The following is a 15,604-nucleotide window of genomic DNA, read 5'->3' as shown; positions in this document are numbered from 1 at the left end:
TTTCCTGATGAGCGAAAAACCCAGAATAGTGAAACGTGCGGCACAGATGCAATCACGAATTTAAATGAAATTCGGCATAAAAATACGGGCAAATAAAAAAGCCTGTGGAAGTCGGGCTTCCACAGGCTTTTCAGCGGGTTTTATGCAGGAGATTATTTATAGATTTCAGCGTCAGCGTGCAGTTTGTTGTTACCGGTCACGGAGATGATGCGGTAAGAAGAGGCACCGGCTTCCTGTGCTTGTTGAGAAAGTTTCGCTTCCAGGCCACTGATAGAGGTGGAGTTGGCGGCGGAAATTACACCGATTTTCTGCATGTCATTTGTTGGCTGATTAATCTGCTGAGCCGCGAAGCTGCCGAAAGAAATCAGGGAAAGGGTGGCAGCTACAGCAAAAATTTTGACGTTTTTCATGATGATTTATCCATTCAGGTTATGAGAGTGAAAGGTGGTTGCCTTTCGATGAATGTATAATAGGCGTGATCTTCAGGGATGAAAAACGGATTGATTTGAGTATCTCGTTCAAAAAATTTGCTCTACTTTTTACGCAATTTTACGTCCCCGTGCAGGCAACTGACGAAACCGCATTCGTGCTGACACTGTCTGAAAGTGCCTTAGATTTCTCTGCATTTCTTCCCTTCCTGCTGATTTTGGGCGGTTTTGTAGAATGGTGCTAGACTTTATCTGTAGTTCAAGAAGGAGGGCATGCGTGTAAAACACGCGTTCTGCTCGCAGGGCCTGAATCGTTCTGCTCTTGTTTGGCTAACTTGGCTGAACAATATTCACGGTAACGGAAATTTATTCGGAGGAGTCGAAAAATGGGAATTTTATCCTGGATTATCTTTGGTCTGATCGCAGGTATTCTGGCGAAGTGGATCATGCCAGGCAGAGATGGCGGCGGATTCATTCTGACTGTCGTTCTGGGTGTTGTCGGTGCTGTTGTAGGGGGTTATATCAGTACCTTCTTCGGCTTTGGTCGCGTGGACGGATTCAACTTCGGCAGCTTCGTTGTCGCGGTGATTGGTGCAATTGTTGTGCTGTTTATCTACCGTAAAGTCAGAAGTTAAAGATTTGCTCTGATGCTGAAATGTTAAAAGCCGCGCAAGTCGCGGCTTTTTGTGTCTGTTAATCCCGAAGCATAACCTGATAACTGGCTTCAGGCTCATGCAATCTCATGGAAAGAGTATCGGCAGGAGATCGGCTCTTATGCATGATTACCATAAATACGAGCCCGGCAGGAGTGGTTAAAAAGTACGCCACATGGTGCTGATGGAGAAACCGGAAGAGATCTACGGGTTTGCCGTTCCGATTGATTTACACAGGTTCCCGCTGGACTCTCAAAAGAACATCACCAAATTGAGTTTTGACTTCATTAGCGCTTAGTGACTTCATGTTGACTTCCTTCGAATGATTCGTTCGATTCATTCGAAATATTGTACGGCTGTTAATCCTAAACTGCCTAAGGTTTCATCAGTGAAGTTTCACTCCACCGGCGACGTCGGCAGCCGCACGATGTCCTGATTTTCATTGCCCATCCAGTAGACGCCTTCTTTCGCCCAGAACGGGCCTTCGATAAAGTCGAGAAGATCGGAATACTCTTCGTAAAACTGCTTACCGTCACGGTTATATACGCGCATGTAGCCGGAGTAATGACCGCCATCGCCCGGCATGGTCATGCGCGGGATAAATTCAAAGGTTTTATACTCGCGCACCACGTACTGTTTATTCGGGCTCCACTGCTCCGAAACCAGCTTCCCCTGTTTCCACCACTGATGGCACCCGGCGATAACCGCCACCAGCACCGCCAGCATGATCCAGCGCTTACGCTGACGCATCAGGGCTTCCTGACTTTTGATTTTCATACTCTTAATCTTTTCAGTGCGGACTTAAAAAGGGTCTAAATGTGGCGGAAAAATGTCGGCTTGTCTTCTAAAAAGTCAGTGCGACTAAATCGCCACCAGCCCCCGAACTCCTTCCGCCTCCATTTCTGCCCCGCGACCGCGTTTCACAATGCTGCCGCGCGACATCACCAGATAGCTGTCGGCCAGAGCGGCAGCGAAATCATAGAATTGTTCAACCAGCAGGATCGCCATGTCGCCCCGGGCGGCGAGCTGTTTGATCACTGCGCCGATTTCCTTGATCACCGATGGCTGAATGCCTTCTGTCGGTTCGTCGAGGATCAGCAGGCCCGGCTTACAGGCCAGCGCGCGGCCGATTGCCAGTTGCTGCTGCTGGCCGCCGGACAAATCACCGCCACGGCGATGTTTCATTTCCAGCAGGATCGGGAACAGGTGATAGATTTCATCCGGCACCTGCTTTGCCGCACTGCCGGAGAAACGCGATAATCCCATCAGCAGGTTTTCTTCCACCGTCAGGCGCGGAAAAATTTCGCGTCCCTGCGGGACGTAAGCGATCCCTGCCTGCACGCGCTGGTGCGGTTTGCGGTTATTGATCACCTGATCCTGCCAGCTGATGGTGCCGGACTTCGCCGGAATCAGTCCCATCAGGCACTTGAGCAGTGTAGTTTTCCCGACACCATTACGCCCGAGCAGGCAGGTGACCTCACCGATTTTTGCCTCGAAAGACAGGCCGCGCAAAATGTGGCTGCCGCCGTAAAACTGATTCAGTTCATTTACCTGCAACATAATGCGATTCCTCAGCGTCCTAAATACACGTCGATGACCTGCTCGTTGGCCTGCACTTCACGCAGCGAGCCTTCAGCCAGTACCTGGCCCTGATGCAGCACGGTGACGTGGTCAGCGATGGTTTCCACAAACCCCATATCGTGCTCGACTACCATCAGCGAATGTCTGCCCGCCAGTTGTTTGAACAACTCGGCGGTGTATTCGGTTTCGGCATCAGTCATGCCTGCCGCCGGCTCGTCGAGCAGCAACAGATGCGGCTCCTGTACCAGCAGCATGCCGATTTCCAGAAACTGTTTCTGGCCATGCGAAAGCAGGCCTGCTGGCCGGTGGCGTTCCGCTGCCAGGCGCAGCGTACCAAGCATTTCATCAATGCGGTCACGCTGTTCGCTGTTCATTTTGGCACGCAGACAGGCCCATACCGATTTATGGGTTTTCTGCGCGATTTCCAGATTTTCGAATACGGTCAGTGCTTCAAATACGGTCGGTTTCTGGAATTTCCGCCCGATGCCGGACTGCGCAATCTGCACCGGATCCAGCTTCGTCAGATCGGTACGCTGATCGTAAAAAACGCGGCCGCTTTGCGGTTTGGTTTTGCCGGTGATGACATCCATCAGCGTGGTTTTTCCCGCGCCGTTCGGGCCGATCACACAGCGTAATTCACCGACGCCGATGTTCAGCGACAAATTGGTCAGCGCCTTAAATCCGTCAAAACTGACGTTGATGTTTTCCAGTTGCAAAATCGGGTCAGTTTGTTCGCGATGCCGGTCCGCCAGCTGCGGCCGGGTAAACAGGTCTTCGGTCATGTTGAGCGGATCCATCAGGATTTCCTCTTGCGCAGCAGGCCGATCACACCTTGCGGCAGGAACAGCGTCACCAGAATAAACATGCCACCGAGCACAAATTGCCAGTATTCGGGAATGGCGACGGTGAACCAGCTTTTCGCGCCGTTGACGATGCCTGCGCCAATAATCGGGCCGATCAGCGTGCCGCGTCCGCCGAGGGCCACCCAGATAGCCGCTTCGATGGAGTTGGTCGGCGACATTTCACCCGGGTTGATAATTCCGACCTGCGGCACATACAGCGCACCCGCCAGGCCGCACAGCATGGCGGAAATTGTCCAGACGAACAGCTTGAAGCCTTTCGGATCGTAGCCGCAGAAAATCAACCGGTTTTCAGCGTCGCGCACTGCCGTCAGCACGCGGCCATATTTACTGCGCGCCAGCGCAAAGCCGAGCGCCAGACTGACGACCAGCACCATAACCGTGGCTAAAAATAATCCCACGCGGGTACCGGTAGCGGTAACCGGAAAGCCGAGCAGGGTGGTGAAACCGGTGAAACCGTTATTGCCGCCGAAGCCGGTTTCATTGCGGAAAAACAGCAACATACCGGCGTAAGTCAGCGCCTGTGTCATGATCGAAAAATAGACACCTTTGATTTTTGAGCGGAAGGCGAAATAACCGAAAACAAACGCCAGCGCGCCGGGCACCAGTACGATCAGACACAGCGCCCACGCAAAATGCTGAGTACCCGCCCAGAACCACGGCAGCTCCGTCCACGACAGAAACGACATAAAATCCGGCAGTCCGCTGCCTGCGGCCTGCCGCATTAAATACATGCCCATCGCATAACCGCCAAGGGCGAAAAATAACCCGTGGCCGAGCGACAGCAAACCGGCGTAACCCCAGACCAGATCGAGCGCGATCGCCACGATCGCGTAGCAGAGGATCTTGCCGATCAATGTCAGCGTATAGGTGGAGATCGCCAGCGGATTACTGGCGGGCAACAGCGCCAGAAACGGCATCACAATCAGACCGATAAGCACCAGCGTGCCCACCGAAATCGCAATCTTTGGCGCTTTTTGTACGCCGGTAATCGTCAGAGGCTGGCTCATCAGTCAATCACCCTGCCTTTGAAGGCGAAGAGTCCCTGAGGACGTTTCTGAATAAACAGGATAATCAGCGCGAGGATCAGGATTTTCCCCAATACTGCGCCGATCTCCGGCTCAAGAATTTTGTTCACGATGCCCAGCCCAAAAGCCGCCACCACGGTACCGGCCAGTTGTCCGACACCGCCAAGCACCACGACTAAGAAGGAGTCGATGATATAGCCCTGGCCGAGTTCCGGGCCGACATTGCTGAGCTGCGATAATGCCACGCCGCCTAAACCGGCAATGCCGGAACCAAGACCGAACGCCAGCATATCGACGCGTCCGGTCGGTACGCCGCAGCAGGCCGCCATGGCGCGGTTTTGCGTCACGGCGCGTACGTTCATGCCCAGCCGGGTTTTATTAAGCAGCAACCAGGTCAGGCCGAGCACCAGCAATACGAAGATGATTACCGCGATGCGGTTGTACGGCAGCACCAGATTTGGCAGCAACTGAATACCGCCGGAGAGCCAGCCGGGGTTCGCCACTTCGACGTTTTGCGCGCCAAACAGCATGCGCACGCCCTGGATGAGGATCAGGCTGATGCCCCAGGTCGCCAGCAAGGTTTCCAGCGGGCGTCCGTATAAATGGCGGATGACGGTGCGCTCCAGCGCCATGCCAATCCCGGCGGTAATGAAAAAGGCTACCGGCAGCGCGACCAGCGGATACAGCGCCAGCAGACCCGGCGCGTAGTGCTGAAACAGCGACTGCACCATATAGGTCGAATAGGAGCCGATCATTAACATTTCGCCGTGCGCCATGTTAATCACGCCCAGCAAACCGTAAGTGATCGCCAGACCGAGGGCAGCCAGCAGCAGAATCGAGCCGAGCGACAAACCGGTAAACGCCTGCCCGAGCAAATCGCCAATCATCAGGCGATGCTGCACCGCTTTCAGGCTGGCGAGCGCGGCGTTGCGCACCGTAGCGTCAGGCTCGGTTTTCGGATCCGTCAGGCTTTGCAGACGGCCTTGCGTGTCCGGATCGCCCGACGTGCCGAGCAGTTCAACGGCCTTCAGGCGCACCTGCGGACGGGTATCGGCCAGCTGTAAATTCGCCAGCGCGATGGAAAGGGCGTCGTGCACCGTGCTGTCCTTTTCCAGCTCAAGACGACGGGTCAGCAGCGGCAACTGATCGGCCTGCGCTTCGCGTTGCAGAGATTTGGCGGCCTGCAACCGGACGGCGCTGTCTGTGCTCACCAGACGGTGTGCGGAAAGCGCATTGGCAATCAGGATACGCAGACGGTTATTCAGCCAGACTTTTTTGACTTCGCCCTGCGGCTTCACGTCACCTTCCAGCGGTGCCAGCTGCTCACCCTTTTGCACAAACGCATGTTTCGCTTCGTCGGTGACGACGTTTTCCTGCTTCAGTGCTTCGAGCAGGGGCAGTCTTTCCGGCTGCGGATCGGCCGCCCATTGCTGTAATAACGTGGCCTGCTGGCTGCGGCTGGCGGCAGCAAAGTCATTCGCCGCCCCCGCCACGGCCAGAAGCGGAAGGCAACCAAGCAGGAAAATCAGTGGCCTGAAGTGAGATAAAAAATGCGTCATGATGTTTTCCTGTTGCCCGGAGTTCGTTGCTAAACCCTCTCCCCAGTCCCCCCCTTCGCAGGGGAGGAGTGAAAAGCGCCGATCTGCTCCCTCCCCTGCGAAGGGGAGGGGTGGGGTATTAATGGCGACTCATGAATGATCAGTGAGTCGTTTTTACCGGAGTATCTGGCTTTTTATCGTTACCCGCGATGTACGGGCTCCACGGCTGGGCGCGGATAGGTTTGTCGGTCTGCCAGACCACGTTGAACTGACCGTTGGATTCGATTTCGCCGATCATCACCGGTTTGTGCAGGTGATGGTTGGTTTTATCCATGGTCAGCGTGAAGCCGGATGGTGCGGCGAAGGTCTGCCCGGCCATGGCGGCGCGGACTTTATCCACGTCCGTCGTACCGGCTTTTTCCACCGCCTGTGCCCACATATGGATACCGACATAAGTCGCTTCCATCGGGTCGTTGGTGACCGCATTATCGGCGTTTGGCAGTTTGTGGGCTTTAGCGTAGGCCTTCCATTCGGCCACGAATTTCTTGTTGGTCGGGTTATCGACGGACTCGAAGTAGTTCCACGCCGCGAGATCGCCCACCAGCGGTTTGGTGTCGATCCCACGCAGTTCTTCTTCACCCACAGAGAACGCCACTACCGGCACATCGGTCGCTTTCACACCCTGATTTGCCAGTTCTTTGTAGAACGGCACGTTGGAATCACCGTTGATAGTGGAAATCACGGCAGTTTTTCCGCCTGCGGAGAATTTCTTAATGTTGGAGACGATAGTCTGATAATCGCTGTAACCGAACGGCGTATAGACTTCTTCGATATCGCTGTCTTTCACGCCTTTGGAATGCAGGAAGGCGCGCAGAATTTTGTTAGTAGTTCGCGGATACACATAATCGGTGCCGAGCAGGAAGAAGCGTTTGGCCGCACCGCCGTCTTCACTCATCAGATATTCCACCGCCGGGATCGCCTGCTGGTTAGGCGCTGCACCGGTGTAGAACACGTTTGGCGACATTTCTTCGCCTTCGTATTGCACCGGATAGAACAGCAGGCCGTTCAGTTCTTCAAACACCGGCAGCACGGATTTACGCGACACCGAGGTCCAGCAGCCAAACACTACCGCGACTTTATCCTGCGTCAGCAACTGGCGGGCTTTTTCGGCGAACAATGGCCAGTTGGAAGCCGGATCGACGACCACCGGTTCCAGTTTTTTGCCCAGCACGCCGCCTTTGGCGTTGATGTCGTCAATGGTCATCAGCGCCACGTCTTTCAGCGGGGTTTCTGAAATCGCCATGGTGCCGGAAAGCGAGTGCATGATACCGACTTTGATGGTGTCGGCAGCCTGCGCGCTCCAGGCCAGGCCCATGCTGACTACGGTGGCGGAAAGAGCAAAGGCTTTAATAAAACGTCGACGTTGCATAGATGAATCCTCTGTAAAATGCTGTGATTTAAATACGTTAAGAGAACGCGGGTATGATGAAAGTCGAAACAACATTTAAAAAAGTCATGACGGGTTGCCCTCGTCACTCTCCGCCCGCGCCCGGTGCAACATATGCAAAGTAATTTTTCGCACCTCGGCTTTACTGACGGCAATGTGGTCGTGTAACAGGCGTTGTGCCTCCCCGGTTTGTTGTTGAATGATGGCGAGCAAAATGCCCGCATGCTCTTTATAGGTGGCGTTAACCCGCTCACCTTTGGTGAAATCCAGACGCCGGATGATGCGGATTTTCTCCGTCAGCTCGCGGTGGATACGCGCCATTTCGGCGTTACCGGCTGCAGCCACCAGCGTCATGTGAAACGCTTCGTCATAACGCGATACCACCTGGCCATCTGCCAGCTGAGGCTGAACAACCCAGAACGCTTTCAGTTCGGCCAGCTGCAAGGGCTGGGCGGCAGGCGGCAATGCGCACAGCCGTTTTACCGCTTCCAGTTCCAGCACGATGCGCAGGTCGTACAATTGCTCGAAAAAGTCGAAATCGAACGGGCGCACCTGCCAGCCGCTGCGGAAAAACACTTCGACGTAGCCTTCGTGCTCCAGCCAGAACAGCGCCTGACGTACCGGTGTGCGGCTGACGTCCATCCGGTCGGCAATGTCGTTTTCACTGAACCGGTCACCCGGCAGCAGGCGAAAACTGAAAATGTCGTCTTTCAGTTGCTGATAAATGCGTTCCGCCAGCCCTTCCGGACGGCTTTTACTGCGTGAAGATTTCGGGCCAGTCAGTTGCATAAAATATTCCCTTAGGTTTTTAAAACAGTGTTGAACGGCTTCAGACGGCGGTGTCCAGCCACAACAATGCATCACCTGGCCCGACCGGACGGCCTTGCTGGCAACTGATTTTCAGGACAGTGCCGGCGCAGGGTGCGTTCACTGACAGCTCCATTTTCATGGCCTCCACCACGATCAGCGGCTGGCCTTCTTCGACCTGCTGCCCCGGCTGCACCAGAATTTTCCAGACATTGCCGTTGAGGTCGGCGCTGACCAAATGACCGTCCTGATCCGCATCGTCTTCCACTAACTGCACGGCGTTGGCAGCCGCTTCCACGGCGGCGCTTTCCGCTTCGTGCCAGTGCGCCACTTCGCGGGTAAAAGCTTCAGTTTGCCGGGTGCGAAAATCAGCAATATCGGCGGCGTTATCCGCAAGGAATTGCGTATATCGCGCAAAATCGAACTCCGTCTCTTCGATACGGATTTGTGCGCGCCCTTCACGGAAAGCTTCGCGCTGAACCTCCAGTTCGGCTTCAGTAACTTCGTAGAACCGCACCTGGTCGAAGAAGTGCAGCAGCCACGGCTCACCATTCCTGAACTGCTCATTTTTCAGGAACTTATTCCAGATCGGCAGCGTGCGGCCGACCAGCTGATAGCCGCCCGGCGAATCCATGCCATAAATGCACATGTACATGCCGCCGATGCCGACCGTGCCTTCGGCGGTGAAGGTCCGCGCCGGGTTGTATTTGGAACTGAGCAGGCGATGGCGCGGATCGACCGGCACCGCGCAGGGTGCGCCGAGATAGACATCACCCAGGCCGAGGATCAGATAGCTGGCGTCGAAAATGATGTTTTTCACATCGTCGCGGTTTGCCAGCCCGTTGGTGCGCTGGATGAAATCAACGTTATTGGGCAGCCACGGCGCATCGGCCCGCACGGTTTGCTGATAGCGTTCGACCGCGCCAAGCGTCGCTGAATCTTCAAACGCCATCGGCATATGCACGATGCGGGTCGGGATTTTCAGCTGGCTGACATCGGCCAGATTGTGTTCCAGCGTCAGTAAATGTTGCAGCAGCGCGGTCTGATGCAGCACGCGGCTGTCGTAGCGGATTTGCAGCGAGCGCACGCCCGGCGACAGTTCTTCTATACCTTGCTGACCGGCGGCCCTGATGGCGTTCATCAGCAGATAAATGCGCATGCGCACCGCCAGATCCAGCACGTTATCGCCGTACTCAATCAGCACGTAGCAGTCACCCGCCTGACGGTATTCCACCGACGGGCGTTCCGCCGTCGCCGGTAAAGCCGCAAGAACCGTGGCGGAAGCGGTGTTGTCCGGCAGCAGGGACGGCACGGGCAGCGCTACCGCGTTGACCGGCATCAGTGAATCGAGCGTGACTTGTTGTGCCTGTTCCAGCGCCTGCGCCTGCTCAAAACTGATCGGATGGAAACGGATTTTATCGCCCGGTTTTACCTGTCCGACTTTCCACAGTTCGGCTTTGGCGATGGTCACCGGGCAAACGAAACCGCCGAGGCTTGGCCCGTCGCGGGTCAGAATCACCGGAAAGTCGCCGGTAAAGTTGATCGCGCCAATGGCGTATTCACAGTCATGAACATTCGAGGGATGCAGACCGGCTTCGCCGCCGTCCTGTCGCGCCCATTGTGGTTTCGGACCGACCAGCCGCACACCGAGGCGGTTGGAGTTGTAATGCACCTGCCATTCGGCAGCAAAAAAGGCATCGATGGATTCTTTCGTGAAGAAATCCGGTGCGCCGTGTGGCCCGTAAAGCACCCCGATATTCCAGAGTTCACCGTAAGGCGGCACGATATTTTCCGCTGCTGCCTGCGGTAAACTGACCGGCGCAGGCGTAGTGCAGGCCGCGAGTGCCGGCTGCGAGACGGTCAGCATATCGGCGACGCGCAGCGTGCGGCCGGCGTGACCGCCAAACTGCCCGAGCGCAAAGGTTGAGCGGCTGCCGAGATACACCGGCACGTCGAAACCGTTACGCACGGCAAGATAAGTGCGGCAACCCTGCGTGGCGCGGCCAAGCGTCAGCGTCTGACCGGCTTTCACCTCCACCGGCTGCCAGTAAGACACGGGTTCGCCGTCAAGCGTTGCCGGGCAACGTGCACCGGTCAGTGCGATAACGGTGTCGCAATGAAAACGCAGCACCGGCCCCTGCAACGTGAATTCCAGGCCAGCGGCATCCGGATGATTACCGACAATGCGGTTGGCGAGACGGAAGGCGAAATCATCCATCGGGCCGGAAGGCGGCACGCCGATATCCCAGTAACCGAGACGTCCCGGATAATCCTGCACGCTGCTGTAGGTGCCGGGGGCAATCACTTCGATGGCGTTTGGCGCGTAAGCAAAACTGTCGAGCATGCGTGTCCACATCTGACCTTCGCGGAATACCGGCGTGGCAACCACCTGTCGCAAATAATCGATATTGGTGGCGATACCGTGCAGGCGGGTGGCGGCCAGCGCGGCGGACATTTTCACCAGTGCATCCTGACGATCGGTGCCGTGAACAATCAGCTTGGCGATCATCGGGTCATAAAATGCTGACACTTCGCTGCCGGTAGAGACCCAGCCGTCGACACGCACATCGCCGGGGAAAAATACTTCAGTCAGCACGCCGGGACTTGGCTGGAAATTCTTCAGCGGATCTTCAGCGTAAATACGCACTTCCATGGACGCGCCCTGCGGGGCTTTTTCCATGGCAGACCAGTTCAGCGGGATACCGGCGGCAACATTCAGCATGCATTCGATCAAATCCAGACCGGTGACCATTTCGGTGACCGGATGTTCAACCTGTAAACGGGTATTCACTTCGAGAAAATAAAATTCGTCACGCGCGGCGTCATAGATAAATTCAACGGTACCGGCGCTGCGGTAACTGACCGATTCACCCAGCTGCACGGCGGCGCGATGTAACGCTTCGCGGCTGGCCTGCGGCAGATTCGGTGCAGGCGTTTCCTCCACGACTTTCTGATTGCGGCGCTGCAATGAACAGTCCCGTTCGCCGAGGGCCACCACGCGGCCTTTGCCGTCGCCAAAAATTTGCACTTCGACATGGCGGGCACGATCGACAAAGCGTTCCAGAAACACACCGGCATCACGGAAAAACTGCTCGCCGAGACGTTTCACGCTGTCCCACGCGGCGCGTAATGCCTCTTCATCGTCGCAGCGCGTCAGGCCAATCCCCCCGCCGCCCGCGGTACTTTTCAGCATCACCGGATAGCCGATTTCAGCGGCAGCTTTCACCGCGTCATCAATGCTGTCGAGCAAACCGGTGCCCGGCGTCATCGGCACATTTGCGGCTCCGGCTAATTCGCGGGCGCGATGCTTGAGGCCAAACTCGCGGATTTGTCCGGCGGTCGGGCCGATAAAGGCAATCCCGGCGGCTTCGCAGGCATCGGCGAATTCTGCGCTTTCGGATAAAAAGCCGTATCCCGGATAAATTGCCTGCGCGCCGGTTTCTTTGGCGGCGGCCAGAATTTTGTCGATCATCAGGTAGCTATCACTGGCCTTTTCGCCGCCCAGCGCGATGGCGATATCCGCCTGTGTGACATGCGGTGCATTGCGGTCGGCATCGGAATAAACGGCCACGCTGGTAATGCCCAGACGTTTCAGCGTGCGGATCGCACGGCAGGCGATTTCGCCACGGTTAGCAATCAATACGATATTGAACATGTGCGTTCCTCAGCTTTTTACCGGTGATGAATTGAGGCTGTGGAGGTAACTTCTCCAGCCGCCAAACGCCGTGATATCCGTGGCTCCGCTGATCGCCCACGGTTCACAAATAAACCCTTTTACGATGCGGCCATCTGCCAGTTCGAGAGAGCCGATACCCAGCGGTGCCGGGATTTCAGCGACAAATTCACCAAAGCGCGCCAGCGGGATATCCCAGAGTTCGACGATGATGGTGCTGCCGCCTTCCGCCCGCACCAGCCCCGGTTTGGGCGGTGTGGTGTTGGCGAGGGCGTAGAGCTTGTAGGTAGCCGCGGTAGTGGTTTGTTCGACGCGCACCGCATGGCGGCTGGTGAGCTGGAAATTGAGTGGCATACCGGTCAGGTGAGCGCCGACTACGGCGACGCGCACGCAGGCAGCATTCACCGGCGTGGCAGTCATGAATTCTTCAGGTTTCATCGTAAGCCCGGTCGCACCGAGCGGCAGGCTCAGGCTGCGCTGCCACTGACGGCCAAAACCCGCCAGCGCATCATCGTGCCAGGCGGGAGCGATAAGGGTGATACCGGCGGGCAGGCCGTCCGCACGCAGACCGGCAGGTAGCGCCAGCGCTGACAAATCCGCCAGATTGGTGAAGTTGGTGTAAATGCCGAACTGCGAGTTGTAGAGCACCGGCTCCTGTACCAACTCTTCCTGTGTGCGGATGGTTGGCGATGTCGGCACGACCAGCGCGTCAAATCCTTCCAGCGCCAGATGAATTTTGCGCGCCAGTTCCGCCCGTAAATACTCGGCGCGCCAGGCGTCACAGGCGGTATAGTTCACGCCATTAGCCACTATCCCGCGCACGACCGGATCCATCGCTTCCGGACTTTCCTCAAATATTTCGCCAACCGCCACGGTACGTTCTGCCACCCACGCACCGTAATACAACTGTTCAGCCAGTTCGCGGAACGGCGTGAAATCAATGGGTTCCAGTGTCACCCCATGGTGGCGCAGGTGATCGAGGGCCTGGTTAAACGCCGCTTCTGCCTGTGTATCGCCAAAGAATTCCAGACGATCGGGCACGGCAATGCGCGGCTGTGCCGGTAAGGCCACCGGCGCGGTATGTGGATTTTTACGGGAATAGGCATCGGCGGCATCATATCCGCCAGCGGCGTGGGCAACGATTTGGGCATCGGCGACGGTCAGGGCGAAAATCGAGACGGTATCATTCAGGCGACAGGCCGGCACCACACCGGTATTCGACAGCCAGCCTTTGGTCGGTTTCAGCCCGACAATATTATTAAAGCCAGCCGGAACGCGTCCGGAGCCGGCGGTGTCGGTACCCAGCGAAAATGCCACCAGACCGCGGGCCAGCACCGATGCAGAACCGGAACTGGAACCACCACTGACGTACTCCGGATTGAATGTATTACGTACGGCGCCATACGGTGAGCGGGTGCCCACCAGACCGGTGGCAAACTGATCCAGATTGGTTTTACCGATCACCACCGCGCCTTTGGCTTTCAGGTTGGCGATAACGGTGGCATCCGCATCTGCGGTATAAGCAAATGCCGGACAGGCTGCCGTGGTCGGCCAGCCAGCGATATCCATATTGTCTTTGACGGCGAACGGCACGCCAAACAACGGCAGGGCGCTCAGGGAACCTTCAGCCTGATCGCGCAGGGTTTCAAGACGGGTGATTTGTGCTTCAAGCTGCTCTGCCGTGGCGAGATAAATCCAGGCGGTGTCTGTTTCACTCAGGCTTGCCAAAACCAGGGAAAGCGTGGTGCGCAGGCTGTCCGGCGCGCTGCGATAATGTTGCTGCCATTCCCGTAAGGTAAAGCCGCGAAAGGGTGACGCAACGGTGTCTGAAACTGAGGCCATTTTCTGAATCCCATCTGGTATACAAGATTGAATTCATCTAAGCAAAGCCTGTGCCAAATCATTAGCTATTGATATTAATAGGTTTAGGGGTCGTTATATAACCAGGCTGTATATTTGTTGCACCATGGACGGAATGCAACTGAACAAAAATGGGGCGAAAATTTGCGCTTTGTGCAGCCACCGTTCCAGGTAATTGCATTATTATTTTCCCAATAATGCTCCAGAAGGACATATCTTTAAGAGGCTGTCTTTCTGCAAAACTTTTTTAGGAAACCCCTGCTTAATGCAACTTCGTCGTCTCTCTGAACGCCTGAAAAAACTGTTACTGGCACTGATTCTGGTGGTTATTACGCTTTTCGGGGCGCGTACTTATGACGCCTTACAGGGGCCGCCGCTTGAGCCATGGCATAAACTGGTGCCGGACGAGCTGAGCGCTGAACAGCTTGATAAAAGCGACTGGCCTGCCTATTTACGTGCCGAGCAACAGGCTTTTGTTGAAGTGAAGCAGCAGGTGACGGATAAGCTGGACAGCGGGGACCGTATCCCGCTCAACCGCTATTATGACCGCAGCCCGATTTATCCGGAACGTTTTGCACAGGACTGGAACCGTTCTTATGAACTGATGCCCGACGGTAAGCCGGTCGGCGCTGTGGTGTTGTTACACGGCCTGACGGATTCCCCTTACAGCCTGAGGCATATTGCGCAGGATTATCGCCGCCGTGGATTTGTGGCTGTCGGTATCCGTCTGCCCGGCCACGGCACCGTGCCCGGCGGGCTGACGCGGGTAGACTGGGAGCAGTGGCTGGCGGCCACCCGGCTGGCGGTGCGTGAGGCGCGTCGCGCAGCTGGCACAGATGTGCCACTGCAACTGGTGGGTTTTTCAAACGGGGGAGCGCTGGCGATGAAATACACGCTGGATGCCCTTGATGACCCTGCACTGGCGAGGCCTACGCGCGTGGTGCTGATTTCCCCGATGATAGGTGTGACGAGTTTTGCGCGCTTTGCAGGCTATGCGGGCTGGCCGGCTATTTTCCCGGCCTTTGCCAAAACGGCCTGGCTGAACCTGATGCCGGAATTTAATCCTTTTAAATACAATTCCTTCCCTGTAAAAGCCGCCCGTCAGTCCTATCTGCTTACTCATGTTTTGCAGCAGCAGATCAGCAAGGATGCGCAAACTGGCAAGCTGGCGCAGTTACCGCCGTTGCTGGCGTTTCAGTCAGTTGTCGATTCCACCGTCAGTTCCCGTGCGGTGGTGACGGCGTTGTTTAATCAGCTTCCCGCCAACGGCAGCCAGCTGGTGCTGTTTGATATCAACCGCAGTGCTTATGTCGGCCCGCTGTTGCGTCCTTCCTCTGAAGCTGCAGCAGAGCGCCTGTTACCTGCGCCACCGCGCACGTATCAGACGACGGTTGTCACCAATGCCTCACCGGATGATGCCGCCGCTGTCGCAAAAACTACCGCAGCGGGGGAGAGTGCTGCGACGGTCAGCCCGCTGGGGCTGGATTATCCCTCGGAGTTCTATTCGTTATCGCATGTCTCGCTGCCTTTCCCGACTGACGATTCGTTGTACGGGCGCAGTCCTCAAGGCTCGGCGCAATTTGGCATCAGGCTGGGAACACTGGCGGCCCGCGGGGAAAATGGCGCACTGGTGGTGAGTATGGATCAACTGATGCGGGTTTCATCCAATCCGTTTTATCCGTACATGTTGCAGCGTATTGAAGGTTTTTGATGCAGGCAAAGCAGATGA

Annotated in this window: 12 protein-coding genes and 1 pseudogene; 2 read left to right on the top strand and 11 right to left on the bottom strand. The window is 56.3% G+C overall.

From position 1 onward, the window contains the following. Positions 1-152: 152 nt before the first annotated feature. Positions 153-410, bottom strand: a complete 258-nt coding sequence (locus EVX52_RS14020; protein ID WP_129991521.1) for a YdgH/BhsA/McbA-like domain containing protein — start codon at positions 408-410, stop codon at positions 153-155. A 404-nt stretch (positions 411-814) separates the two neighbouring features. Here EVX52_RS14020 and EVX52_RS14015 point away from each other — a divergent pair, with 404 nt between their 5' ends. Continuing rightward, positions 815-1,063 carry a GlsB/YeaQ/YmgE family stress response membrane protein gene (locus EVX52_RS14015; RefSeq protein ID WP_129953977.1) on the top strand — a complete coding sequence of 83 codons (249 nt, stop codon included), beginning with the start codon at positions 815-817 and terminating at the stop codon, positions 1,061-1,063. Between the two features lie 250 nt (positions 1,064-1,313). On the opposite strand, the pseudogene EVX52_RS25565 reads toward EVX52_RS14015, so the two are convergent. The 10 genes and pseudogenes from EVX52_RS25565 to atzF all read right to left on the bottom strand — a co-directional run. Further along, positions 1,314-1,388 (bottom strand): annotated as a pseudogene (locus EVX52_RS25565) (antitoxin); the annotation flags it as partial. Positions 1,389-1,477: 89 nt separating this feature from the next. Then, positions 1,478-1,858, bottom strand: coding sequence for a hypothetical protein (locus EVX52_RS14005; RefSeq protein WP_129953975.1), 381 nt, complete (start codon positions 1,856-1,858; stop codon positions 1,478-1,480). A gap of 84 nt (positions 1,859-1,942) precedes the next feature. After that, positions 1,943-2,641: an urea ABC transporter ATP-binding subunit UrtE gene (gene urtE, locus EVX52_RS14000; RefSeq protein WP_129953974.1), complete on the bottom strand. Its 699-nt coding sequence runs from the start codon at positions 2,639-2,641 to the stop codon at positions 1,943-1,945. 11 nt (positions 2,642-2,652) lie between these two features. After that, positions 2,653-3,459 carry an urea ABC transporter ATP-binding protein UrtD gene (urtD, locus tag EVX52_RS13995; protein WP_205951600.1) on the bottom strand — a complete coding sequence of 269 codons (807 nt, stop codon included), beginning with the start codon at positions 3,457-3,459 and terminating at the stop codon, positions 2,653-2,655. After that, positions 3,459-4,532 (bottom strand): urea ABC transporter permease subunit UrtC, encoded by a 1,074-nt coding sequence (gene urtC / locus EVX52_RS13990; RefSeq protein WP_129991520.1) that lies wholly within the window; start codon positions 4,530-4,532, stop codon positions 3,459-3,461. The genes urtD and urtC overlap by 1 nt, the downstream gene beginning before the upstream one ends. Beyond that, positions 4,532-6,109, bottom strand: coding sequence for an urea ABC transporter permease subunit UrtB (urtB, locus tag EVX52_RS13985; RefSeq protein ID WP_129991519.1), 1,578 nt, complete (start codon positions 6,107-6,109; stop codon positions 4,532-4,534). The genes urtC and urtB overlap by 1 nt, the downstream gene beginning before the upstream one ends. Before the next feature lie 139 nt (positions 6,110-6,248). Continuing rightward, positions 6,249-7,517, bottom strand: coding sequence for an urea ABC transporter substrate-binding protein (gene urtA / locus EVX52_RS13980; RefSeq protein WP_129953968.1), 1,269 nt, complete (start codon positions 7,515-7,517; stop codon positions 6,249-6,251). Between the two features lie 84 nt (positions 7,518-7,601). Further along, complete coding sequence (locus EVX52_RS13975; protein ID WP_129991518.1) at positions 7,602-8,324, bottom strand: GntR family transcriptional regulator; 723 nt, start codon at positions 8,322-8,324, stop codon at positions 7,602-7,604. Positions 8,325-8,364: 40 nt separating this feature from the next. Continuing rightward, positions 8,365-11,997, bottom strand: coding sequence for an urea carboxylase (gene uca, locus EVX52_RS13970; protein ID WP_129991517.1), 3,633 nt, complete (start codon positions 11,995-11,997; stop codon positions 8,365-8,367). Positions 11,998-12,006: 9 nt separating this feature from the next. Then, positions 12,007-13,857: an allophanate hydrolase gene (gene atzF / locus EVX52_RS13965; protein ID WP_129991516.1), complete on the bottom strand. Its 1,851-nt coding sequence runs from the start codon at positions 13,855-13,857 to the stop codon at positions 12,007-12,009. A gap of 283 nt (positions 13,858-14,140) precedes the next feature. Here atzF and EVX52_RS13960 point away from each other — a divergent pair, with 283 nt between their 5' ends. Beyond that, on the top strand, positions 14,141-15,586 hold the full coding sequence (locus EVX52_RS13960; protein ID WP_129991515.1) for a carboxylesterase: 1,446 nt from the start codon (positions 14,141-14,143) through the stop codon (positions 15,584-15,586). Positions 15,587-15,604: the final 18 nt, after the last annotated feature.

The organism is Rahnella sp. CFA14(1/10) (assembly GCF_004195095.1).
GTDB classification, from domain to species: Bacteria; Pseudomonadota; Gammaproteobacteria; order Enterobacterales; family Enterobacteriaceae; genus Rahnella; species Rahnella perminowiae.
Note: the sequence above shows the minus strand (reverse complement) of the source record. Positions and strands in the feature narration are given on the sequence as shown.